Below are 23,683 nucleotides of genomic sequence, written 5' to 3' on the forward strand. Positions count from 1 at the left end.
CATGTGTTAAGCCTGCCGCTAGCGTTCATCCTGAGCCAGGATCAAACTCTTCATCGTATATTTTTTATATTATATTGCGATGCTTTATCTATCGGTTCTTTTCGAATCTCTCGATTCATTTACTCTTATTCTTTTGTTTTAACATCTCTGTTAAAACGGCTGTCAATTCAATATGTCTACGAACGTGTTTCTTTTTATTGTTTCGCTTGTTTCTCAAAGCGGGTGCAAAAGTAGAAAACTTATTTCTAAATGGCAAGAGATTTTGAAGTTTTTTTTAAGAAAATTTCTTTTCTTTTTTCCTTCTCTCCCTACCAGTCTTTCAATGAGCTTCCCGTGTTTTGCGGGGTGCAAACTTAAAATTTTCTTTCTTTACTCGCAAGCTTTTTAGAATCTTTTTTTTGAAAATTTCTTTTCGTCTTAATTCGTTTGCTTGTCAGTATTTCAGTGAACGTCTATCGCTGTTGCGGGTGCAAAAGTAGTCACTTTATTGAGTTCTACAAGCTTTTTACCGAACTATTTTTGATCTTTTTTCAAACTTTATCTTAACACTCTGATAACACCCCTTTTACAAATTAAACTGTTTTCAGGTTTGAAAGGTTTTTCCCTATCAAATCTCTTTCCCCATAGTTCCATCTTTTCAAACTGCCCGATTTTACTAGTCTCGCAAAGACACTAAGACGCCAAGTTTTTATTTTATGACCGATCTTTCCTCTGAAAACCCATCCCCTAGCCCCGATAGAAGTGGAAATCCTTTTGCTTTTTCCTTTAAAAAGCAAAAGATTGAAACCAATAGCGGGAGAAAGCTCCTAAATATACCAAATTCCAAATCTCAAATTCCAAACCTCAAAGCTTCGACTTCGTTCAGCTGAACATAATCACTCCTTATATATTAGGAACAGAAACAACCAACCCGACAGGTTGAAAAAACCTGTCGGGTTGGTACTATATATAAGTAGGTATTTAATTTAAACTATCTACAACTTCTTTTGTAATACGACTACATGCTAGTATCATTGTTTTTGCAAATAAAGATAATCGGTAGTAGTACTCACATCACGTAATCGAATTTGAGAATTATTAAACTCAAACAGCTTCCAGTTACGATTCAATTTACTTAGCGGTTCTGAATTAAATTCTATTTTAACTTCTCTAACCCCATTCTGCGATGTACTTTCCCATTGACCTGTTTGTGATACCGCTCCTTTTGTAGCAACTACAGATTTATCACTTTTAAAAACAAATGAATAATCAATATAAGCAGATGTCTTTTCTGAGTCATCAAAAAAATAAGGTATCCCCCAAGCCCCCTTTGTTATCGTTTGTGAAAAATCAAGTGTTACAATATTATTTTCAGGAGCATTGTCAATCGCGTATTTAATAGCATTTTCGAATTCTAAATTATTAGAAATCGATTTTGTTTGATTATTGTAATCCGCTATCGAAATTGGATATTTTAATGAAATATACTGACTGCTATTCAAATTTTTTATAAAATTAAAAAAGGCCTGATCGCTAACAATCGAAACAGAACTTGCAATTTGATTAGCACTGTTATAACTATTAATCGTTATAGGGTAGTTAATGTTTAGTCCATTAATTTTGGATAACAAATCAGGATGAAGATTCCAGTAGTCGATTAAAGCATTGAAGTCAGACTCGGCCGGAATGTTTTTTTCAATATAATTATAATACACCATCATTACAGGAAAATCTATTTTTACAATATCATCATCGTATGTACTTGCATTTATATTGTCTATTACTTTTTTATAATCGGCAGTTGTATTTATTGCAATTTTTGCATTATTAACAGTGACAGTATAAGGAAGTTTAATTGTGCAATAACTAGACCTGTCGATTACATTATCCTGCACGGTTTGAACCATTGCAACCCTTTGCAAATAAGTAGTAAGAGGCGAAACATTTGTAACTGTTCCCTGCGCATTATTATCTTTCTCATCTATTTCGCTTTGACAAGACAGCAAGAACAAGAAAACCACTATTGATAAATATTTTTTCAAGGGGAACATATTTATATTTTTACAAAGGTAACAAAATTAAAGAAACTGTTTTTTAATAAATCCTCATCAAGGTCTTTCGTTTGATTCTACAAAACATTAATTATCAACCAAAAACAACACTTCCTGTTTGTATAAAACAATCGGCTTTGCTTTTACCCTACTTAAACCAAAAACAAATACTTTTGCAAGGTAACAACTGAAAAACCAAATGTCACAAAAAAACCAATCAAATACTTGCGACGAAATAATCTTCTCGACTTTTTTTAAAAGTCAGGTAAAAGCACTTCGCAATTTTCTTTTTTACAAATTTGGCAATATCGATCAGGCAGAAGATTTAGCACAGGAAGCATTTGTAAAACTTTGGCAAAATTGTGCTTCAGTGCCTCTTGAAAAAGCAAAATCATACCTCTATACGATTGCGAATAACAGCAGTCTCAACGCAATTGCGCATCAAAAAGTTGTTTTGAGGTACGAGAAAAACTTCACTGGCTTAGATAAAACAAATGAAAATCCGGAATATATTCTGGAGGAGAAACAATTTCAAACTAAACTCTTGAGAGCCATTGAAAATTTAAACGAAAAACAACGCGTCGCTTTTCTGATGCATCGAATTGACGGGAAAAAGTACAGCGAAATTGCCTTAGAGCTTAATATTAGCGTGAAGGCTGTTGAAAAACGTATTCATCTTGCTTTGCTAAGCTTACGCAAAGAAATTGATTTATAGAAGTAGGGTAAATTTAGATTCAATTGTTTTAACAACATAATACCAGTGTAATGAAAAAAAATCGCTTATTAGCAAAATGGCTTAACAATGATTTATCTCAGGATGAATTAGCTGAATTTGAAGCAAGTCCCGATTTTAAAAAATACCAAAAAATAAAGAATTATACTGATCACTTGGAAGTAGATGATTTAGATGAAAATAGGATGTTATCTAACATCCTCAATCAGAAAAAAGAGACTCCAAAAGTAATTCCTGTATACAAAAAATGGATCTTTAGAGCTGCCGCTGTATTTGTGTTAGCTCTCGGAATTACGTTTGTTATGAAACTTTTTGTCCCACAGACTCAAACCGCAAGTTTTGGAGAGAAAACCACCTTTTCATTGCCTGATAACTCTGAAGTTGTTCTAAACTCCGGTTCTGAAATAAGTTATAAAAAATGGAACTGGGCCAATAACAGGCACCTTGAATTAAAAGGAGAAGCTTATTTTAAAGTTGCCAAAGGTCAACGATTTGAAGTACAGACCAACCTGGGAAAAGTATCAGTTCTTGGAACTCAATTTAACGTTAAGGTTAGAAAAAACAAGTTTGATGTCGCTTGTTATGAAGGACATGTAAAAGTGAATTATGCAAACACTCAAATTCTACTAACCCACGGACAAAGCGTTAATTTTGAAAACGGCAAACAAATAAAATTGAACGTAAAATCAATGAAACCAGAGTGGATTGACAATCAAATATCTTTTTACCAGGAAAATATCAGAGCGATATTAGACGAGGTTGAAAGGCAATATAACATTACAATTGAATTGAACACAAAGGACACGGTCTCTTTATTTACCGGAAAATTACCTGCGAAGGATTTAAACACAGCCATACAAATTATCAGTACAACCTATCATTTAGAGGCTAAAAAAGTCTCCAACAATAAAATAATTTTTGACGAAAAATAAATGTCTCTCCCCAAACAATTTCATTTTTTGTTTTTTATATTTTTTCTTGTCCTGAACGGCTTCGCTCAAGACAAAGAAAAACCTGTGCCTTTTAAAAAAATTATTGCAGCTATAGAAAAACAACATCATGTAAGTTTTAATTACACGGAAGACAATATTACCGGCCTACAACTAAATCCCCCAAAAAAAACTCTTACTTTAGATCAGAAACTACAATACCTTACAGAAAAAACCAATCTGTCATTTGAAAATATCGAAAACCAATTCATTAATATTTATAAAAATGATACTGAATCGCAAATAATTTGTGGTTATGTTTTTTCTACTGATCATAAAAAACCTATTGAAAACGCCAATATTAATCTGCTTAACAAAACTCAAACTACAACTGATTCTAATGGTTACTTTGAGTTTAAAAAAGACCTGAAAAATACATTTCTAATCAGTCATATTGGTTTTATAACCAAAAAAATTGTAGTCAATAATTCCCCTTCCAAAAACTGCCTGCAAATCACATTAGAGCCTGAGATCACAGAACTTCAAGAAATTAAAGCCAGTGCTATTTTAGCTTCGGGGATTTCAAAAAGCACAGATGGATCCTTTGAGATTAAACCTAAAAAATTTGGTATTCTACCGGGACTTATAGAGCCGGATGCTTTACAAACCATGCAGCAAATTCCAGGTGTAAACAGTCTTGACGAAAGTGTATCCAGTATCAATGTACGTGGTGGTACACACGATCAGAATTTATTTTTATGGAATGGAATACGAATGTTTCAAACTGGACATTTCTTTGGTTTAATATCCGTTTTTAATCCCAATTTGGCACATACCATTTCTATTTATAAAAACGGGAGCTCTGCCTTTTACGGCGAGAGTGTATCTAGCGTAGTAGCGATTTCCTCTACTCCTGAAACAACCGAAAAAAACACTTTTAGCGCAGGAATAAATATGATAAATGCCGATATTTATGCAAAGTACAACCTCTCAAAAAAGAGTTCTATCGAAATTTCGGCACGTAAATCGATTACCGATTTCGTAGAAACACCTACCTACAAAGAATACTTTAACAAAGTATTTCAAAATACTACGATTACAGACTTTTCAGACAAACAAAATATAGATTATCGCAGTGATAAAAAATTTGATTTTTATGATGCTACATTAAAATATGTGCACAAAATAGGTAATAAAGATCAAATCATACTTGACTTAATTACCATTAAAGACAACCTCGAAGTTTTTCAGAGTGCTACAGTATACAACATGAACAAATCGGAAAACAATGTTTTACGCCAACAAAATTATGGTGGAAATTTGTCGTGGAAAAGAAACTGGAACAATTATAATACAACTAAAATCAATATTTACAATTCTGCTTACGAACTTTTAGCCAACCAAAAAACTACTTTTGGAGATCAGATCGTAATTCAGGAAAATACCGTCAATAATAACGGACTTAATCTGGAGAACAACCATATTATTAACTCTAAATTTACTTTTAGCGATGGTTATCAGTTCAATGAGATTGGTATTACTAATTTAGAACAAGTAACTAATCCTGATTTTTATCGCAAAGTAAAAAATGTGCTAAAAACCCATGCTTTAATTTTAGAAGGAAAATACAACGACACACTTTCCAAAATCTATTTTAAGGCAGGAATGCGCCTTAATTACATTGAAAAATTTAAAAAATACAGTATCGAGCCCCGCATTCAGTTTAATTACGGCATCAACAAAAGTTTAAATTTAGAATTACTGGCTGAGTTAAAAAGCCAAAATTCGCAGCAAATTATTGATTTGCAAAAAGATTATTTTGGGATCGAAAAAAGGCGCTGGATCGTTTCCAACAACACAACCATTCCTATTCAAAGGAGCAAACAAATATCTTTAAATTTATTTTACAAAAAGAACGACTGGTTACTGGATATAGAAAATTTCTATAAAAAAGTATCCGGAATTATAACATCCAGTCAAGGCTTTCAAAATCAATTGGAATTTGTTCGAATGACTGGCGACTATGAGGTTCTGGGAACAGAAATGTTGATTCAGAAAAAAATGAATCACTTTCTAACCTGGCTGAGTTATACCTATAACCATAATAATTATTATTTCTCCAATTTTGAACCTCCAAGTTTCCCTAACAATTTTGAGTTAATGCATACGGTATCGTGGGCGGGAATTTACGAAAAGAACAATTTCAAAATAGCCCTGGGTACAAAATGGTCGTCCGGCAGGCCAAAAACTTCTCCTGATCTTTCTCAAATTAATCTGTCAGATCCTGTATTGGTGTACAACAAACCCAACAATACCAATGTGCATATTTTTTCTCAAGTTAATATTTCCTCTACTTACAAGTGGGAAAGCGCAAATGGAATTCAATACAAATTAGGTTTGTCTATTTTGAATATCCTAAATAGAAAAAATGAAATCAGCGAGTATTACAGAGTAAGTTCTTTAACAAATTCTATAGAAGAAGTTGAAACTTTCTCGCTGCAAAGAACTCCAAACATGAGCTTTAGAGTTTCCTTTTAACCTTATTCAACAAGGTTAACAAAATTACTTTTCTTTTTTTTTAATAAAATAACAATTCTTTGGTAGGGTAAACTTTATCAAAGCTGTTTTACTATTGAATCTTATCAAAAAAAGTAAAAGTGACTCTATTAAAAGACTTAATCCAATCCCAACCGACATATTTTTTCTACGACAGTTCGTAGTCATCAAATTTACTGCACGAAGTGCCTGTTAGAAGCAAATACTTATTGCTGCTACCACAATTAACATTTTACTGAATATGCAACACATATTCCCCACTTCATATTAACTAAATTAAAAATAATGAAATCAAAACAACTTAAACTGGCTTTTGCTACCATTGCAGCAACAATATTTTTTACAAGCTGTAGCAATGATAAGGATAGCAATACTGTTACTCCGGAAGCAAAAAAAGAAATTGCTCTTTCTACAAGCACTACATTAGGCTCTTATCTTTCTGATAAAGATGGCAAATCATTATACTTTTTCGCAACAGATGCAAAGGGACAAGCCTCGTGCACAGGTGGATGTGAAGCCGTGTGGCCTCCATTTTATGTAGATAATTTAACCGCTGAAAAATTAAGCACAGGATTGACACTCTCTGATTTTGCATCCATAACTACCACATCGGGTAAAAAGCAACTGACTTACAAAGGATGGCCATTGTATTATTATGCACCAAGTATAAATGGAACGAATACACCGGAAACTGCCGGACAAACAACAGGAGATGGTGTTGGCGGTGTTTGGTTTATTGCAAAACCGGACTATTCAATTATGGTAGTCAGAAGTCAGCTTCTAGGACATGACGGAAAAAACTACAAATCTGATTACACCGTTGGCGATGGCCTGACAACCTACTTTACAGATGCAAAAGGACTGACACTGTATACTTTTAAAAATGATAATTTCAAGAAAAATAATTTTACAAAAGCAGATTTCTCAAACAATGCGGTTTGGCCTATATACGAAACAGATAAAATAGTTGTCCCTTCCATTCTTGATAAATCTAAATTTTCTGTAATTACTGTATTTGGTAAATCTCAATTGGCTTACAACGGCTGGCCTTTATATTATTTTGGGCAAGATGCCAGCGTAAGAGGCTCCAATAAAGGAATTAGCTTTCCAAGCCCTGCCGTTTGGCCGGTACCTGTAAAAGACTCGCCACTTGCGATCTAAAGGGCATACTTTTTCAATCAAATTCACTTATAGGTTCACCTAACCTATTGTTGTTCAAATTAGTTCAATGTACTGTTGAGCTAATTTGAATCTTTATCATTTCCTCGACATTACAAAAACCTTAGGGTTTGAATGTTAGAATTTCATGCTCTGTATTTACGCTCGAATTTTAAAGAATCTCGTACCTCTTTTTTTAAGTAAGGTACGGTTATCTGCATCAAAGCTGTTTTACTACTGAACCCTATCAAAAAAAATAAAAAATGAACCCAAAAAGAATCGCATTTATAATTACAGCCTCGTTGGTATTGATTTCGGCGGGCCTCTATTTTTATTATGGTTTTGTCTTTAAGGAGGCACGCAATATAGAATCTGAAATACCTGAATTTAGTATAACAGCAACGAAATTACTTCATGATTATAACTCAAATACAGAAAAAGCAGATTCATTATATCTCAATAAAACAATAGAAATAACCGGAAAAGTAACCAAAGAAACCGATTCTGTTGTGATACTTGAAAACAACATTTTTTGCCTTTTTACCAAAAAAACAAAAGACCAATTATTGAACAACAAAGTAACCGTTAAAGGCAAATGCATTGGCTTTGATGAACTATTTCAAGAAGTCAAACTAGACCAGTGCACCATTAATAAATAAATCAATTTATCCATTTATGAAAAAATTTTTAGTCCCAATCTGCTTTTTCCTGGCCACCATAGCCTATTCGCAAGATGATTTACTAAACAGCCTTGATTCGACTCAGGTACAGGAAAACTTTTCTACAGCAACTTTTAAAGCCTTACAACTGGTCACCTTACAAACCACAAAAATGCCGGCGAAAAAAGAGTTCTATTTTGTAGTCTCTCATCGTTTTGGCAGCGTTAAAGACGGTTTTGACAGTTTTTTTGGTCTTGATAACGCCACTACAAAACTTGGTGGTATTTATGGGGTTACAGATTGGCTGTCTGTGAGTCTTTCCAGACATACATTGAATAAATTGTATGAAACAGGAGTTAAATACCGAATGATGAGACAAAGCAATAGCTTTCCTGTAGACATTGTTGGTTACAGTGTTTTGGATATCAATACATTTCTGGAAAAAGATCAATATCCAGGTTTAGAATTTAAGCATCGTACAACCTACGTACAACAATTGCTGATATCGAGAAAAGTTAGCGAAAAACTATCCTTAGAACTAGTACCCTCATTTGTGCATAGAAACCTTTACAATCCAGACTTAGAAAGAGACAACCAGTTTTCTTTTGGAGGTGGCGGACGTTATAAAATCACAAAAAGATTATCTGTCAATTTAGAATATATGCACAATTTTAACAAACCCAATTTTTATGAAAATCCATTGTCAGTCGGTCTCGATGTTGAAACCGGAGGACATGTTTTTCAATTAATCTTTACCAATTCACAAGCCATGAGCGAAAGTGGATACCTAACCAATGCCGCCGGAAACTGGGGAAAAGGAGACTTCTTTTTCGGATTTAACTTATACAGAGTATTTTAACAACTATAAACAAGCAAATTATGAAAAAAACAGTAGCAATTACAATTTTAGCAGCCGCACTAACACTTATAAGCTGCAGCGATTCTGATACCTACCAAGATATAGAAACTCCTCCGGTTACAGACACTCCAACTCCAGGAACAAACCCAGTAGTTACTATTAGCTATTCTAAAAATGTAAAAGCAATTATTGATGCCAATTGTGTAGGCTGTCATCAAAGCGGAAGATCAGCAGGCTTCAGACCTTTGACCACTTATGCAGAAGTAAAAACCGCTACTGAAGGTGCGGGTTTATTGAACCGCATTCAATTACAAAATGGTCAACAGGGCATTATGCCTCAGGCCGGAAGAATGTCACAGGCAAATATCGATTTGATTGTTAAATGGAATACAGACGGACTAAAAGAAAACTAATAATTATGAAAAAATCGTTTATTAATTTATCTATAGTGTTTTTACTCATTTTGATTCACACCAATGGATACGCACAAAAAGTAATCACAAAAACAGGCACTATAAAATTTCAGGCTACTGTGCCATCCTATGAAGAAGTTGCCGCCGAAAACAAAAGTGTGTCCGCAATTTTAGATCAATCCACCGGGGATTTTGCAGCTCTGGCTCTTATAAAAGGTTTTCGATTTAAAGTTGCTTTAATGGAGGAACATTTCAACGAAAATTATATGGAGTCCGAAAAGTTTTCAAAAGCAACTCTAAAAGGCAAACTAGAAGATTTTGACATTTCTAAAATTACCGGTACTCCCAAAAACTTCACTCTAAAAGGCGATCTTACCATTCATGGGAAAACAAAACCTATAACAGTAATCATTAAAATATCCAAAGCAGCCAATGGACTTAGTACTGTGGGGTCATTTGAAGTCAAACCAGAAGATTTTGACATCCAAATACCAAGTCTTGTCAGAAAGAAAATTGCAGACAAGATCAAAATTACCTACAATTTTTCATTAGTTAAATAATCCATTTCAACAGATCAGGCTTAACTAGTAAGTAGAATTCCCCAATTCAACATTTACTACCCCTATAACTTTTTACTTTGAAAGATTATTAAACATGACTATTGACCAGAGGTCAGTTTCATACTTAGCTGGCCTCTTTTTTTACTAACTCAAATAAAATTCAAATGATCTGCAAAAATTATGTTGTTACCGGTGAAGATGTAAACGATGTTATGATTATGGAAAAGGCCGCGTACAATTCCTACACGCTACGATTACTATACCGTTTTTTATTTCAAAATGGATTTTCAAGAGAAAAACTGAATTCTTTACAGCTCGATCTGCAGGAAGGAAAATATGTACTGATCTGTCATAAAAACCTAATGTTTACAGAACATTTTTTTGTTGAGATGAAATATTGTTTTATGAATGACAAGATCAATATTAAAAGTTACTTTTTTAATTCTAAAAACGAATGCTGTGCAGAACTCCTTAAAGAAGTCGAATGGTTTGATTCTATTCGCAAAGAGGTCATCAGAGCACCTAAAAAAATTCTAAAGCATTTTACTACGAGTAACCCGGTAAAATTTCAGAATCTGTAAACCTCAACTCATTACCTCTTTTTCCAAATAGCTTAAACGTAGCCCTACGACTAATAGAAAGGCTTTAATAAAACTCACTTGCTCTGAAAAATATCATATTAAGACAAGATAAGCTTTTGGACGCAGGCTTTCGCCCTTACAGGACATGAACAATCATCATCAATATTGATGGTGTTTCATCAAAATCGATCAAGTTATTTACATTGATTAAACCCTCTATTTACTGAATGTCAATTTCGAAACCATCAATTTCAAAATGTTGAAGCTTATCAATATTAATATCTACTTTCAAAGAATCAAGCAATCTTTTCCCCAATAGATTAACCATTTTTTTTCATAGTTTCTCAATCTCCCAAATTTATAATCAGATTCCTTTTCACTTCATGATAAATATAAATCTTTAAATTTTCCTGCTTATTGTAAAATACATCATTACAAATTATCTACAATTTTAGTAATACTAAGTAAAAATTCCTGAGTCTGTTTTATGTCAAAATAATTTTGCTTCATCCATTCTATTTGATATCTCACTGGTAAGTAAATACCCCATTTTGATGTAATTAAGGAATCTGGATTTTTTTCTAATTCTTCTGTTATAATTTCCTCAATAACATCCACATTTGAAGTTATGAAATTTAATTTATCCAAAAAATCATCTTTAGATTCATAAATATCGAATGAACTTATGCTATCATCTAATGAGTTCTTTATTTCAGAAAATTTAAAAAGAAATTGTAATGTTCTATTTATTTTAGTACCTGTAAAAGTGTAGAATACGAGTTTTTTTTCTGAAGTCAACAATGGTCTTTCCAACTCTATATTCTTGATATCAAAAACAGAAAAATCACTTCGCATCACACCTAACTCGTCTGAAGCTTCTTCATAAAGCTCTGTAAAAACTTGATTATCGTATAAAATTTCAAACATCTTATTTCTAATACTGGGATGCACCATTCCGCTTCCACCAAAAAAAAGAGTTTTTTTACCATCATTTGCAGGTTTAACTTCGATTTTTTTTGATTTGAAATCGACAAAAATAATTTTCCAGATTTTAGCTGCTAATAAAATATTTTCATCTTCTCTAATTTGCGGCGTTAATGGAATTTCACCTATTTTTATTCCTGCATTAACAACCTTAAAATTATCTTCAATAGTAAAGGCACTGTAAAAATCTCTGTTATTCACGATTTTTTCACCTTCAATTCCTATAATAACTTCATCTCTTAATTTTTCGAATAAATCAATAGCAATTAAATGGTTTAAAATCTCTTCAATATCTATACTTTCAATATCATTGAATGCGAAGTTTTGCTTTAATCGTTTAACTAATTCATTAAAATTAGTGCCTGAATTTCCTTTTGTTATTGATAACGCCTGATGTAGTAAAAGATCATACGCTAAAGTCATTGTGTCTTTTGGCTCAATAAAACCTTCTTTATACAATTCCCAGCAAGCCAATGACTGCAATAAGCTCCATTTATCTGTTGCATATAAATAAAGCAAACTTTTTGCACCATCTCTTCTACCGCTTCTTCCTATACGCTGTATTAATGATGCAATACTGTGCGTTGCATCTATTTGTACCACTTGATCAACAGAACCAATATCAATTCCGAGTTCTAAAGTTGAAGTACAGGAAATGCAAAAATTTTGTCTATTGTTACTTTTTGCAAAATATTCTACATATTCTCTAACCTCCTTATCAACAGATGAATGATGCGAAAAATAATTTACATGACCGTTTAGCTTTTCAGAAAGTTTTTTTAATTTAACAGCTACTTCTTCTGCCAATCCACGGCTATTGGGAAAAACAAGAACTTTATTATCTTTTGTTTCAAGATATAAATCCTTCAATAAATCTAGTGGTAAATCAGATCCCGTACTTTTAAAATATTTAAATTTAGCTTCAATTTCTTTTGATGCTTTATCTCTCAAAACTATTGTGGGCACGGTGGTACCAGCAAATTTCTTGACCTCATCATAATCTCCCAACGTTGCTGAAAGTCCAATTAGCCTAAATTGATTTTCATTTAAATCCTGTAATCTAGATAAAATAGACTTCAATTGTATGCCTCTTCCCGATCCAATAAAAGAATGAATTTCATCAATAACAACAAATTTAAGGTTCGAAAAAAGATGCTTTACGTTAAAAGGTTTATTTGAAAGCATAGCTTCCAGAGATTCGGGCGTTATTAAAACCACTCCTGATGGATCTTTTATTAATTTTTCTTTTAAAGTTCTATTTGCTTCTCCGTGCCATTTAACTACATTAACCTCTAAGTTTTTACACAATTCTTCTACACGATAAAACTGATCATTAATTAATGCAATAAGGGGTGAAATATATAAAACCTGAACTCCTTTTTCGTTAAAATTAACCTGAGATAAAATGGGCAGAAAAGCCGCTTCAGTTTTTCCCGAAGCAGTTCTGGATACCAAAATATAATGGTTATCGGTTGTTAAAATTCTCGAAATTGCTGCATTTTGAATGGGACGTAATTGTTCCCATCGTTTATCACGAATATATTTTCGGATTGGTTCTGATAATAATTCAAATGACATTACAATTCTTCTATGCTATCCATTAAAACAGTATCTGGTCTTTCATCAGAAATTTCAATTTCTCCAAATAGTTTTGCTTTATCTAAATCAGGATTCTGTCTTAGTATATTTAGAATATTTAAAAAATCCCTAATAACTTCTCTTGGCGTTAAAAATTCAGAAGCTCCGGGTTTATTAAACATTTCCTCCATGAAGTTTTGTATATCTTCATCAGAAACATTTGTGGATATTTTATAATTATAATCAAATATTGCTTTAAGCTTTATTAAAAGCACAAAAATTTCGTTATGATCTAGCGGTAATAATTTAATTACAGGCTGTGCAAAATCTCTAATTTCTGCAGTTTCAAACTTGTTTGTTTCTAATCGTGATTTTAAAGCATGATAACTAAACAAACCTCTTCTTTCATTTTCTAATACTTCTTTAGTTCCTGCAAAATTGAAAAAAAGATTACTTACTTTTCCTTGAAAACAATCATTATATATTGCCAGAATCTTTTCATAATTTTTTTCTCTTGTAGCAGAAACAGATATCTTATAAAGGTTTATTGCCTCATCAAGATTGATCATAAAACCGCTATATCCCATGCTTACAAACAATTTGGTAAAGTTTTTAAGCATATCGTAATAATTTAAGTCGTTAATGATTTCTCTAACACCTAAATCTTGTTTGGCTTCCGTTTTAGTATTATATTCTCCTTTTAACCATTTTAAGGCATTCCTCCTTAATTGCTCATCATCTTTAATATAACCTTCGTAATATTTCATTACAACTGTTCCAAAATCAAAACCTCCAACTTCTGTTATTTCATTGATGGTTTTCATTATGTTATTCTGAATAAGACTCAAATATTGTTCTTCTCTAATATTTTCTAATTGAATATTATTCGATTCTGCCGTTTTCATCACCACTTGCTCTATCCATTTTTCCATCAAAGTTGGTAATGCTCCACCTTCAGGTTTAGTCTGAATAGCGACATTGTCCATAATAGCAGCATACAATGCTACTCCTTTTCCATCATTGGAGTAAAGTCTGTTATCTGGTGTAAAATCTGCATTTGCCACCACAAACTTTTGTTTTAGTGCTACCGTATTTAGTAAGTGTAACATGAATGATTTTCCAGACCCGAAATCACCGATCCAAAATTTAACCATACTGTGTCCATTTTTTACATCTTCTAATGCGCTTACAACTGCATCAATTTCCTCGGAGCGCCCCACCGTAATATGCTGGACACCAATTTTAGGAACGACACCTCCAATTAATGAATTAATAATTGCTGTGGCTTCTTTGGGTTTTATGTTTTCTGTCATTTTGCTAAAATTCGGTTATAATAATTTTCGTTAATAATATAAAAATCTTCTTCTTCTTCAATTAAAATATCATCTAATTTCTCGTAACATACTTCATTAATACTCTCTATCAATTGGTTTTTAAACACCCCTCTTGATTTTGCGAAAGTTTCAAAATCAGCCTGAAGAACAGAAAAATTTGCCTTTGAAAAAGAATCAAGAACATCTTGCTGTATTTTCGTAAAATTGAGTAAGCTGTCATAAAGAGATTTATCGATCGTGCTGTATTCAGAAACAGTCTGATTCTCTAGTTCTGGATTAATTACCAATTCTGTTTTTAAATCTTCCTGCTCATCTTCATCTCTAAGATATTCATTAAGAAGCTCAACCGTTCCGGAATGTTTTTCATGAACCTGCTGAATAGCATTTCTATCCAATTGAATTTTTTTTCGTTTAGCTGTATAAACATTTTTTACCGCTTTAAGAGCCTTTTCTAAATCTTTATCCTGTATAAATTCATTGATTATTGCTTGAAAATCATCGAACTGATCACCATTTTTAAATAAAGTTTTCTGTACTGTCACACCTAATGGTTTCTGGTCAAATTTTACCGATTTTAAATCATAATGAATGTAATAAACGTACAACACAAGTGCTGCTCCTTTACTATGAGCTGCGATAAATTTTGAAGCATCGTAAAAAATATTTTCTACTGATGGATTGTCTTTATTTAAATTTCCTAGATTGATAATCTCATTTATAAATGTGTCTGAATCTTTATTGAAATTAATAATTAATTCATCAAATTTAATTTTCCAACGAGTTGTATTTTGGATATTTAATTCATAATCCGTTTTTTCATCTGGTTCATTAATTGTTGGTGCATAAATCTGTAATATTTTATTCAAGCGTATTATAATTCGCTCGTTATATTCTTCTTTTACAACATTCGATATATAGGTTAGATCTACATTAAGTTTTCTTTTGTGCCCAAAAATTTCACGAACAGTATTTTCACAGTATTTGAAAATATTAGAATGAAGTTCATTTATAACAGTTTCTATAGAGTATTTATAGTTATTACTTCCTGGCTTATAGTTATAATGTTTTTGTGCAATAATATCAGCTACTGTAGTAAGTTCTTCTTGCAAAGAAGATGAATCTTTTTTACATCTTTCATCTAATCTTTTAATTACAGACAAATAAAATTTCATGATTTCGACAGCGCAAAAATCAATATTAAAAAAATTATTAGCTGGATTCCAAATGTTGTTTAAAAGCACTGCATCTTCATCACTTAGATTTAATTTGATTCTAAACTGAAATCCTAATTTTAACTGATCATATCCCGAATAATCATCATAGTAATTTTCCTGTCGGCGAATTCTCTCTGAATCTTTCCTTAAATTATGTTGCTCTAATTTTTTAATAAAATGAGAAACACAGTACGTTTTTGTTTTAGGGTAGTTTATTTTTAATTCGTTTAATTCTTTCTCTAAACGAGCAATATTTTTATGAGTATCAAATTCTTTTAAAAGGTCAAAAAGCAAAACAAACGCATAATTGTCATTCCCATCAAGATCTGTACAAATACCATTTAAAAAATTAAATTTAAAAGTCTTATAGAAAACACGCTGCTGGCTTGTCGCCGAATTTATTTCTGAATATGAATATACATATTGATGTCCCCAAAAAGGTACGTTTGAAGTTTTTGAAATATTTGAAAGGCTATAAGATTCTCCTGTAATATCAATAATTGAATTATCCATACTTCGCGAATTTGATTTTATTAAACAATCGAAAAATTTACTACTATAAAATTACATTTATCAATATAAACTTTTCTATAATAAATCGTCAATAAGATCCGAAAAATCGAATTCATGTATTAGCATAATAGTATGTCCCTCTTTTCTTAAGTTAATAGCTTTTTCAACTTTTCTTCCATAACATGAAAAAGCCCAAGCGGGGTTCCCATTGTCACCAACTATTAGGTAATCAGTCTTCTTTGTAATGCTATCTGTCGGTATTCCGCCAAATTTAATAATATCTTTGTGAAGATTCTCTCTGTTTCCTCTTTGCAAAACACCCGTTATACAAAAAGTCTTTCCTTCAAAAATTACTTCCGGCTCACTTGTACAAAGACCAAAAATATTTACATCTATGGTAGTATCCTGTATCTTTTGGCTTACTTCATCATCCTGAATTTGTACAAATTGCTTAAAAAAAGCCATTAAGACAACTTTTTCTTCTTCATTTATTTTGTTATCTGAAAGAACAGAAAGTACCAGACTCCTTATTTCATCGTAAGGATAATAGGTGTTTAAATGTTCATTTTCATCCAGCCATTTTTGAAGATCATAAATTTCTTTATCTGTAATAATCCCATCTGCTAAAATACCGTGACAAATACCTTGTAAAATTTGAAGGTCAGTAGTTACTGCGTTATAATAATAACTATCACTTTCGTATTTTTGACACAGCCAAAACAAATCTTCGATTGTTTCTTTAGGAGGTATTTTATTTGAAATCGTTTCTTCAATAATGGTCATGAACTCATTAAAAGGGTTTCGGTTAACCAATTGTTTATGCTTCGAAACCCATTTTCTAAGCTCAATTATTTCTTTTTCGTTCACTTCTTCATCAGCCTGAATGCCTAGTAACAATCCTTTTAGAGAACCAATTGCTTTGTCTGCTTGAGATTTTGAAGTGTAAATTTTCAACATTTCCTGATCTATATTACTCATATTAATTTTTGTCTCTTATTAAATTAAATAACCTGCCTGATAACTCTAATTTAAGTATCCATTAACATTCCGCTATAAATCAATTTATTACAAATAATTTATAGTTCTAGATGCAAATATTATCATTTAACATCAATCTTTTTTACGGAAAACCATATTGTTCTCTCAAATATATCGATTCACAAAAATCAACCACCAAGTATTTATACCTGTTTATTTAATCTTTTATATTACTAAACATGTATTAGTCCATTTATGAGGAAGAATACTATTTCATAAATTTACGCAACTAATTGAGCTATCTGTGAGTGTTTCCTGGTAAAAGCAAATCGAGAAATCTCTACATACTTTTTGTTATCGAAAATGCTTATTTCTACGTCAGAGCAATTGCGTTGAAAAAATAGAAATGAAAGAAGTTTATAGAAACAATTTTTCCTCCAACGATCTCAACCGACCAGAATGGGCAAAGCTTATTAAAAGAATAAAGAAAAAGAAAAATCGCTCACTAGAAAATATTCGTTTTATAAAATAGGATCGTTTTAGTCGCAACATTGAATATACTTATCAAGTGATCGGGATTCTAAAAGGACTGAATACTCAAGCCATCGCACTTGATTAAGTAATCAATTTTAAAGTTCATGAAGTATTATAGCGCTTGTTATACTTATCTATTCCAGAAGGAGAGAGTTAGACAATCCTTCCTCTAGCTTAACCACACATCTAAAACCAATACAAAATTACTCACCCTTATATCTTACCATTGATTTGATGTCTTTAAAACCATGTATTCAATCTTATTTGGGAGGGATTTCTACTTCATAGAATAATTTATCAAACAAAAACATTACTCAAAATTACTCGCTAAACTTCTATTAGACATTGCTTAGATTGATACTCTCCTTTTAATATTATATAACTTTAAAAAATTAAAGGCCTAACCACTCAATATCAATCCGTTTTCCTGCTTTTTTGATACTCGTTTAAAATAGCACCTAAACCTATTAAAAGGAAAAATACGCCAAGACTGCCCAAAAGTACTGGGTCTACCATATAACCGTAAATCCCATCAATCTCCGCTTTATTCGGATTGGTTGGATCATACAAAACCTTAACCGAACTTCCTTCAATGTAACTCGGAAGAGAAGTTCCTACATTAGAGGTGAAATCTATTTGTTTACCTGATTTTGTAACAAATGAAACATGGGGGTAATAGAGCGATCCATTCTTATTGCCAGCAAGAGGTATCGATTCGATAACTGTACCATAAACAATATTTGCCTTTTCAATAAAGTTTAATTTCTGTTGAAAAAGGCAAAATGCCCCCACCAATAAAGTCAAACCGGGTATAAAACACACATAAATAACAGCACGAATTAGTCTTTTATTCATCATTTATTATTAAAATTAATGGTTGTGTCACATTGCCCCGCAGGTTATTACTAATTACTTTATCAGAAATGACTATACATTCATTTTCTCTAATTCAACCTCTTATTCGCATACCATGAATACTCCTTTGATAGTGAAAAGTTTCATCATTTTTTAGATTGACCCTTGATCCGATATGGGTCAAGAAAAAAAAATCTCACACAAAACAAAAAAGCCACTCGATTTGAGTGGCTTTTCGTGAACGCAGAAGGATTCGAACCTTCGACCGCCTGCTTAGAAGGCAGGTGCTCTATCCAGCTGAGCTATGCGTCCATTTTTTATAAAACTTCCGACAAAGTTCTTGTCGGGGTGGCAGGATTCGAACCTGCGGCCTCCTGCTCCCAAAGCAGGCGCGATAACCGGGCTACGCTACACCCCGAGGCAAAAATTAAGCGGAGAGACAGGGACTCGAACCCTGGCGACGGTTACCCGTCGACAGATTAGCAATCTGCTCCATTACCGCTCTGGCACCTCTCCAAGCTCAAGAAACGTGTTCTGTTTTGCGGTTGCAAATGTAAGACAACATTCCATATCTCACAACTATTTCGACGCTTTTTTTTGTCTTTTTTCAATCTTTTTTTTAAACCTCTTCACAATCAAACAAATAGAATTAACAAAAATTTGATATTAAATTTAAAATCCAATCGAATTGCCTCAAAATTTGAATTTATTCAAATAAAGAGTAAATTTGCTTGATTAACTAATATTAACAGAAAATGAACAAAAGAGTTGTTATCGTTTCTGCCGTTAGAACACCTATCGGAAGTTTCATGGGAGGTTTATCTACCGTACCCGCACCAAAATTAGGTGCTGCCGCAATAAAAGGCGCACTTCAAAAAATTAACCTTGACCCAAAATTAGTTGATGAAGTTTTTATGGGTAATGTGGTACAGGCCGGAGTTGGCCAGGCACCAGCGCGTCAGGCTGCACTTTTTGCAGGTTTATCTGAAGAAGTTGCCGCTACAACTGTAAACAAAGTTTGTGCTTCAGGAATGAAAGCTGTTATGTTTGCCGCACAGGCTATCGCTTGTGGTGATGCTGAAATCGTAGTAGCCGGAGGAATGGAAAACATGAGTTTGATTCCGCATTACGTACAAATGCGCAACGGAACAAAATTTGGTCCGGCTTCTTTGCTTGACGGAATGCAGAAAGATGGTTTGACAGATGCTTACGATAACAACGCAATGGGAGTTTGCGCTGATTTATGTGCGTCTGAATACAACATCAGCCGTGAAGAACAGGATAATTTTGCTATTCAGTCTTATGAAAGAAGTGCAAAAGCCTGGGATGCCGGAAAATTTGATAACGAAATTGTTCCTGTAGAAGTTCCGCAAAGACGTGGTGAACCTGTCATCGTTTCAAAAGACGAAGAATATACCAATGTAAAATTAGACAAGATCCCTTCGTTAAGTGCTGTTTTTACTAAAGACGGAACAGTTACTGCTGCAAACGCTTCTACTATCAATGATGGAGCTGCTGCTTTAGTTTTAATGTCTGAAGAAAAAGCAATCTCACTAGGATTAAAACCTTTAGCGTACATAAAAGGTTATGCTGATGCTGCTCAGGAGCCAAAATGGTTTACAACAAGCCCTGCAAAAGCACTACCAAAAGCCTTAGACAAAGCAGGAATTTCAATAAGTGATGTTGATTATTTCGAATTCAACGAAGCATTCGCGGTAGTTGGATTAGCCAATTCAAAAATCCTTAGTCTTGATAACGACAAAGTAAACGTAAATGGTGGAGCTGTTTCATTAGGACATCCTCTAGGATGTTCGGGAGCAAGAATCATCGTAACTTTACTAAGTGTTTTAGAACAAAACAATGCTAAAACCGGAGCTGCAGCAATTTGCAACGGTGGTGGCGGTGCTTCGGCAATTGTTATCGAGAGAGCTTAAATACTATTTTATCAGGAGTTACTACATTAGTAAATAACTCCTGATTTTCAACTCATAAATTACCCTAAATGTTCGGAATTTGCAATCTAGCCATAGTACCCGTACGAGCTGAGCCAAGTGACAGAAGTGAAATCGTTACTCAACTTTTGTTTGGTGAACATATCGAGATTTTAGAACGCCAAAATCAATGGGCCCGAATAAGAATTCAGTTCGATGATTATGAAGGCTGGGTAGATTCAAAACAATACCAGATTATCTCGGAAGCAAATTTCAACCAATTAAGCAGTGAAGCAATTATTCTAAATGCCGACCTGATTGATTACATCACTTCTTCAAATAATTTGTTACTGCCAATTCCGCTTGGCGCTTCTTTATCTTTTTTAAACAATAGCGAAATCAATATTTCAAATTTTGATTTTGAAGGCACCAAAACCAGCGGTATAAAACCTAAGAGCGCTATTATAAGCACGGCTTTTATGTATTTGAATGCTCCCTATCTTTGGGGAGGAAAAACTCCTTTTGGAATTGACTGTTCCGGTTTTACCCAAATGGTCTACAAATTAAACGGCTACAAAATTCATCGTGATGCCTCACAACAAGCCCTTGACGGAGAACCTTTGAGCTTCATCGAAGAAAGTGAGCCCGGCGATCTGGCGTTTTTTGATAATGACGAAGGAAATATTACACATGTTGGTATCATTATGGACAATAATTACATCATTCACGCCAGTGGAAAAGTTCGTATTGATCGTTTGGACCACTTAGGAATCTACAATCCTGAAACAAACAAACACACCCATAAGTTACGTGTGATCAAGAAGATAATCTAAATTTTTCATCCTCCCTCTAAGTTAATTTTTCTCTAAACCCTGAAGCAAACAACAAAATTATTATATCTTTATAGCAAATTTGTTGTATCATGGATAAAATAACGCAGAAAACAGAACCTTTTGATACTAAAAGAAGTATTCGAAATGCCTCAGGAAAAGTAATCTCCATTAAAAGATCTACTTTAAGTTCTGATGGTAAAGAATACAGCTGGAGCAACAAGCTGGAACGTGTTGGAGTCATCCGATCCGGTATTCCTTATGATTCAATCGAAGTCATCAGCAGGCGATTAAACAATCCTGTAAAATCTGTTCTGGCCATTGTAGGGATTCCTCAAACTACTTATAACAAGAAAAAAAGCGAACATTTGCTTTTAGACAGCAGAGACAGCGAATTGGTTATTTTAATCAATGAGCTGATCGATTATGGCCTTGAAGTTTTCAATAATGAAGAAGAAAAATTTCAAAGATGGCTCAAAAAACCTAATTTATCTATCGGCGGAAGCACTCCTGAAAACATGCTGGACACCGTAACAGGAATTAACGAAGTGAAATTTAGTTTAAATCGATTAGAGTTTGGAAACTTAGCTTAAATGAAGGTTTTTAGAATCGAAAGAGAAAAATACTTAAGCACAACTTTAGCAGGAATTGGAGCTTCAATGTCTGAGGGTTTCCGATGGAACAGCCTTAATACCCGCATGGTTTATACTGCCGAAAGCAGAGCATTGGCAACACTTGAAGTATCTGTTCATTTAGATTTAAGTGAAGATTTGCCTTTGGACCGTTTTTATGTCGAAATCGAAATCCCGGATGACATCACCATTCAGGAAGTTAACATAGAAGACTTACCCGAAGACTGGAATTCAAAACCTCCAATAGTAATAACACAAACGATTGGCGATGATTTTATAGATTACAACGAAGCTGCAATCTTAAAAGTTCCTAGTTGCATAGTACCACAGGAATTCAATTATTTAATAAATCCAACCCATCCGGACAGTAAAAAGATCAAGGTTATCAGTAGTACCAGAATGAATTTTGATTCGAGATTTCAAAACAAACACTAATTTCACGAATTAGCACGAAGTAAAAATCTATTTAATCTTTATAATCTGTGGCAAAAAAATTAGTGACAATTAGTGTAATCCGTGTTTAAACACTAATTTCACGAATGTACACAAATTAAAATCTTTCTAATCTATCTAATCTGTGGCAAAAAAAATTAGTGACAATTAGTGCAATCCGTGTTTAAACCCTAATTTCACGAATGTACACGAATTAAAATCTTTCTAATCTATCTAATCTGCGGCAAAAAAATTAGTAACAATTAGTGCAATCCGTGTTTAAACACTAATTTCACGAATTAGCATGAAGTAAAAATCCACTTAATCTTTATAATCTGTGGCAAAAAATTAGTGCCAATTAGTGCAATCCGTGTTTAAACATTAATTTCACGAATGTACTCGAATTAAAATCTTTCTAATCTATCTAATCTGTGGCAAAAAAATTAGTGACAATTAGTGTAATTCGTGTTTAGGCACTTATTCTGATTGTTTTTCTAAACTCCGAAGGGCTGTTTCCTTTTTGCTTTTTGAAGAATTTATTAAAGTGACTTTCATCGGTAAAACCAAATTCGTAAGCAATCTCATTGATTCGTTTATCACTAAACTGTAGGCGATGCTCAATCAGCTTTGTTTTATAATTGCTGATATACTGCTGCATGGTTTCGTTGGCATGCTTTTTAAAATAGCGTCCTAAATACGTATTTGAAATTCCGAAATAATCGCTAATCGATTCTGCTTTGATTCTTTCAGGATAATAAATGTTGTTTTGAATGTACTGCAAAATATCCATTGCTTTTGCCTCACAGCCAATATTTACTTGCTCGGGCAAATACTTCGCGATATTTCTTGCCACCACGATAATCAAAGTGTTCACCAATTGCTGAATCAATTCTTTATTATAGACATCTTTATCTTCATACTCCCTAATAATTGCCTCCACCATAACTTTCACCAAACATTTATCGGCAACATTTTTTAAAATACAGCCCGGCTGATGATTCGCATTTTGTAGAATATACTCTAAACGCTGAATATTTTCATTTTGCAGGCTTGAATTTTTTAAATAAATATCATTGAACCTCAAAAAGAAAAACTTTGTTTTGGTTTCAATGGTAAAATTATGACAATCCTCAGGAGTCAAGAGAAACATATGTCCAGCATCATATTCAAAGACATTTTTATTGATGCATTGCAAACCGGTTCCGTTCAGAATATAAACCAATTCAAAAAAATTATGACGATCACCTACATCCGGGTATTCATCTAAAGTCTCAAAGGAAACACTAAACGGTTCGTATAAATTTTCTTTTTTCATAATAGTTATTATTATATCGTGGCTGCAAATATACCTAAAAAACACAAATATATACCATTTAACACTCTTAAAAAT

The 23,683-nt window shown here is 33.0% G+C and carries 20 protein-coding genes and 3 tRNA genes; 13 read left to right on the top strand and 10 right to left on the bottom strand.

Annotated elements, in window-relative coordinates; all coding sequences use genetic code 11:
- Window positions 1–1,010: 1,010 nt before the first annotated feature.
- Window positions 1,011–2,030 carry a hypothetical protein gene (locus tag FLA105534_RS18185; protein ID WP_173967515.1) on the bottom strand — a complete coding sequence of 340 codons (1,020 nt, stop codon included), beginning with the start codon at window positions 2,028–2,030 and terminating at the stop codon, window positions 1,011–1,013.
- 199 nt (window positions 2,031–2,229) lie between these two features.
- On the opposite strand from FLA105534_RS18185, the gene FLA105534_RS18190 reads away from it, so the two are divergent.
- From FLA105534_RS18190 to FLA105534_RS18230, 9 genes are all read left to right on the top strand, one after another.
- Window positions 2,230–2,745: an RNA polymerase sigma factor gene (locus FLA105534_RS18190; protein ID WP_173967516.1), complete on the top strand. Its 516-nt coding sequence runs from the start codon at window positions 2,230–2,232 to the stop codon at window positions 2,743–2,745.
- 50 nt (window positions 2,746–2,795) lie between these two features.
- A complete protein-coding gene (locus FLA105534_RS18195; protein WP_173967517.1) occupies window positions 2,796–3,695 on the top strand; it encodes a FecR family protein in 900 nt (299 codons plus the stop codon).
- A gap of 27 nt (window positions 3,696–3,722) precedes the next feature.
- Entirely contained in the window at window positions 3,723–6,230 is a 2,508-nt protein-coding gene (locus tag FLA105534_RS18200) for a TonB-dependent receptor (RefSeq protein ID WP_246253264.1), read from the top strand.
- A gap of 303 nt (window positions 6,231–6,533) precedes the next feature.
- A complete protein-coding gene (locus FLA105534_RS18205) occupies window positions 6,534–7,409 on the top strand; it encodes a COG4315 family predicted lipoprotein (protein WP_173967519.1) in 876 nt (291 codons plus the stop codon).
- A gap of 260 nt (window positions 7,410–7,669) precedes the next feature.
- A complete protein-coding gene (locus tag FLA105534_RS18210; protein ID WP_173967520.1) occupies window positions 7,670–8,065 on the top strand; it encodes an OB-fold protein in 396 nt (131 codons plus the stop codon).
- A 16-nt stretch (window positions 8,066–8,081) separates the two neighbouring features.
- On the top strand, window positions 8,082–8,924 hold the full coding sequence (locus FLA105534_RS18215; protein ID WP_173967521.1) for a DUF5777 family beta-barrel protein: 843 nt from the start codon (window positions 8,082–8,084) through the stop codon (window positions 8,922–8,924).
- A 20-nt stretch (window positions 8,925–8,944) separates the two neighbouring features.
- The gene (locus FLA105534_RS18220; RefSeq protein ID WP_173967522.1) at window positions 8,945–9,337 is read left to right on the top strand and encodes a c-type cytochrome; all 393 of its coding nucleotides are present in this window, start codon (window positions 8,945–8,947) and stop codon (window positions 9,335–9,337) included.
- Between the two features lie 5 nt (window positions 9,338–9,342).
- Window positions 9,343–9,897, top strand: coding sequence for a YceI family protein (locus FLA105534_RS18225; RefSeq protein ID WP_246253265.1), 555 nt, complete (start codon window positions 9,343–9,345; stop codon window positions 9,895–9,897).
- A gap of 164 nt (window positions 9,898–10,061) precedes the next feature.
- Window positions 10,062–10,478, top strand: coding sequence for a hypothetical protein (locus FLA105534_RS18230; protein WP_173967523.1), 417 nt, complete (start codon window positions 10,062–10,064; stop codon window positions 10,476–10,478).
- A gap of 432 nt (window positions 10,479–10,910) precedes the next feature.
- Here FLA105534_RS18230 and FLA105534_RS18235 read toward each other — a convergent pair whose 3' ends face one another.
- From FLA105534_RS18235 to FLA105534_RS18270, 8 genes are all read right to left on the bottom strand, one after another.
- Window positions 10,911–13,040, bottom strand: a complete 2,130-nt coding sequence (locus FLA105534_RS18235) for a DEAD/DEAH box helicase (protein WP_173967524.1) — start codon at window positions 13,038–13,040, stop codon at window positions 10,911–10,913.
- Complete coding sequence (locus tag FLA105534_RS18240; RefSeq protein ID WP_173967525.1) at window positions 13,040–14,353, bottom strand: ATP-binding protein; 1,314 nt, start codon at window positions 14,351–14,353, stop codon at window positions 13,040–13,042. Before FLA105534_RS18240 ends, FLA105534_RS18235 begins: the two co-directional genes overlap by 1 nt.
- Window positions 14,350–16,101 (bottom strand): tellurite resistance TerB C-terminal domain-containing protein, encoded by a 1,752-nt coding sequence (locus tag FLA105534_RS18245; protein ID WP_173967526.1) that lies wholly within the window; start codon window positions 16,099–16,101, stop codon window positions 14,350–14,352. The genes FLA105534_RS18240 and FLA105534_RS18245 overlap by 4 nt, the downstream gene beginning before the upstream one ends.
- A 75-nt stretch (window positions 16,102–16,176) precedes the next feature.
- Window positions 16,177–17,079, bottom strand: coding sequence for a BRCT domain-containing protein (locus tag FLA105534_RS18250; protein WP_173967527.1), 903 nt, complete (start codon window positions 17,077–17,079; stop codon window positions 16,177–16,179).
- Window positions 17,080–18,027: 948 nt separating this feature from the next.
- Window positions 18,028–18,471: a DUF3592 domain-containing protein gene (locus tag FLA105534_RS18255; RefSeq protein ID WP_173967528.1), complete on the bottom strand. Its 444-nt coding sequence runs from the start codon at window positions 18,469–18,471 to the stop codon at window positions 18,028–18,030.
- Window positions 18,472–18,706: 235 nt separating this feature from the next.
- Window positions 18,707–18,780: transfer RNA gene (locus FLA105534_RS18260), tRNA-Arg, on the bottom strand.
- 31 nt (window positions 18,781–18,811) lie between these two features.
- Window positions 18,812–18,886: transfer RNA gene (locus FLA105534_RS18265), tRNA-Pro, on the bottom strand.
- A gap of 14 nt (window positions 18,887–18,900) precedes the next feature.
- A tRNA-Ser gene (locus tag FLA105534_RS18270) sits at window positions 18,901–18,984 on the bottom strand.
- Between the two features lie 239 nt (window positions 18,985–19,223).
- Between FLA105534_RS18270 and FLA105534_RS18275 the strand changes: the two genes are divergently transcribed.
- The 4 genes from FLA105534_RS18275 to FLA105534_RS18290 all read left to right on the top strand — a co-directional run bounded on the left by FLA105534_RS18275 (window position 19,224) and on the right by FLA105534_RS18290 (window position 22,296).
- Complete coding sequence (locus FLA105534_RS18275; RefSeq protein WP_173967529.1) at window positions 19,224–20,402, top strand: acetyl-CoA C-acyltransferase; 1,179 nt, start codon at window positions 19,224–19,226, stop codon at window positions 20,400–20,402.
- 68 nt (window positions 20,403–20,470) lie between these two features.
- On the top strand, window positions 20,471–21,232 hold the full coding sequence (locus FLA105534_RS18280; protein WP_173967530.1) for a C40 family peptidase: 762 nt from the start codon (window positions 20,471–20,473) through the stop codon (window positions 21,230–21,232).
- A gap of 89 nt (window positions 21,233–21,321) precedes the next feature.
- A complete protein-coding gene (gene parS / locus FLA105534_RS18285; protein WP_173967531.1) occupies window positions 21,322–21,822 on the top strand; it encodes a type II RES/Xre toxin-antitoxin system antitoxin in 501 nt (166 codons plus the stop codon).
- A complete protein-coding gene (locus tag FLA105534_RS18290; RefSeq protein ID WP_173967532.1) occupies window positions 21,823–22,296 on the top strand; it encodes an RES family NAD+ phosphorylase in 474 nt (157 codons plus the stop codon).
- Between the two features lie 466 nt (window positions 22,297–22,762).
- On the opposite strand, the gene FLA105534_RS18295 is transcribed toward FLA105534_RS18290, so the two are convergent.
- The gene (locus tag FLA105534_RS18295) at window positions 22,763–23,608 is read right to left on the bottom strand and encodes an AraC family transcriptional regulator (RefSeq protein ID WP_173967533.1); all 846 of its coding nucleotides are present in this window, start codon (window positions 23,606–23,608) and stop codon (window positions 22,763–22,765) included.
- Window positions 23,609–23,683 lie beyond the last annotated feature (75 nt).

Source organism: Flavobacterium collinsii, assembly GCF_902804485.1.
GTDB classification, from domain to species: Bacteria; Bacteroidota; Bacteroidia; order Flavobacteriales; family Flavobacteriaceae; genus Flavobacterium; species Flavobacterium collinsii.

Coding starts and splice junctions, on each gene's coding strand:
- FLA105534_RS18185 (WP_173967515.1), bottom strand. CDS start 2,030: ATGTTCCCCTTGAAAAAATATTTATCAATAGTGGTTTTCTTGTTCTTG.
- FLA105534_RS18190 (WP_173967516.1), top strand. CDS start 2,230: ATGTCACAAAAAAACCAATCAAATACTTGCGACGAAATAATCTTCTCG.
- FLA105534_RS18195 (WP_173967517.1), top strand. CDS start 2,796: ATGAAAAAAAATCGCTTATTAGCAAAATGGCTTAACAATGATTTATCT.
- FLA105534_RS18205 (WP_173967519.1), top strand. CDS start 6,534: ATGAAATCAAAACAACTTAAACTGGCTTTTGCTACCATTGCAGCAACA.
- FLA105534_RS18210 (WP_173967520.1), top strand. CDS start 7,670: ATGAACCCAAAAAGAATCGCATTTATAATTACAGCCTCGTTGGTATTG.
- FLA105534_RS18215 (WP_173967521.1), top strand. CDS start 8,082: ATGAAAAAATTTTTAGTCCCAATCTGCTTTTTCCTGGCCACCATAGCC.
- FLA105534_RS18220 (WP_173967522.1), top strand. CDS start 8,945: ATGAAAAAAACAGTAGCAATTACAATTTTAGCAGCCGCACTAACACTT.
- FLA105534_RS18225 (WP_246253265.1), top strand. CDS start 9,343: ATGAAAAAATCGTTTATTAATTTATCTATAGTGTTTTTACTCATTTTG.
- FLA105534_RS18230 (WP_173967523.1), top strand. CDS start 10,062: ATGATCTGCAAAAATTATGTTGTTACCGGTGAAGATGTAAACGATGTT.
- FLA105534_RS18235 (WP_173967524.1), bottom strand. CDS start 13,040: ATGTCATTTGAATTATTATCAGAACCAATCCGAAAATATATTCGTGAT.
- FLA105534_RS18240 (WP_173967525.1), bottom strand. CDS start 14,353: ATGACAGAAAACATAAAACCCAAAGAAGCCACAGCAATTATTAATTCA.
- FLA105534_RS18245 (WP_173967526.1), bottom strand. CDS start 16,101: ATGGATAATTCAATTATTGATATTACAGGAGAATCTTATAGCCTTTCA.
- FLA105534_RS18250 (WP_173967527.1), bottom strand. CDS start 17,079: ATGAGTAATATAGATCAGGAAATGTTGAAAATTTACACTTCAAAATCT.
- FLA105534_RS18255 (WP_173967528.1), bottom strand. CDS start 18,471: ATGATGAATAAAAGACTAATTCGTGCTGTTATTTATGTGTGTTTTATA.
- FLA105534_RS18275 (WP_173967529.1), top strand. CDS start 19,224: ATGAACAAAAGAGTTGTTATCGTTTCTGCCGTTAGAACACCTATCGGA.
- FLA105534_RS18280 (WP_173967530.1), top strand. CDS start 20,471: ATGTTCGGAATTTGCAATCTAGCCATAGTACCCGTACGAGCTGAGCCA.
- parS (WP_173967531.1), top strand. CDS start 21,322: ATGGATAAAATAACGCAGAAAACAGAACCTTTTGATACTAAAAGAAGT.
- FLA105534_RS18290 (WP_173967532.1), top strand. CDS start 21,823: ATGAAGGTTTTTAGAATCGAAAGAGAAAAATACTTAAGCACAACTTTA.
- FLA105534_RS18295 (WP_173967533.1), bottom strand. CDS start 23,608: ATGAAAAAAGAAAATTTATACGAACCGTTTAGTGTTTCCTTTGAGACT.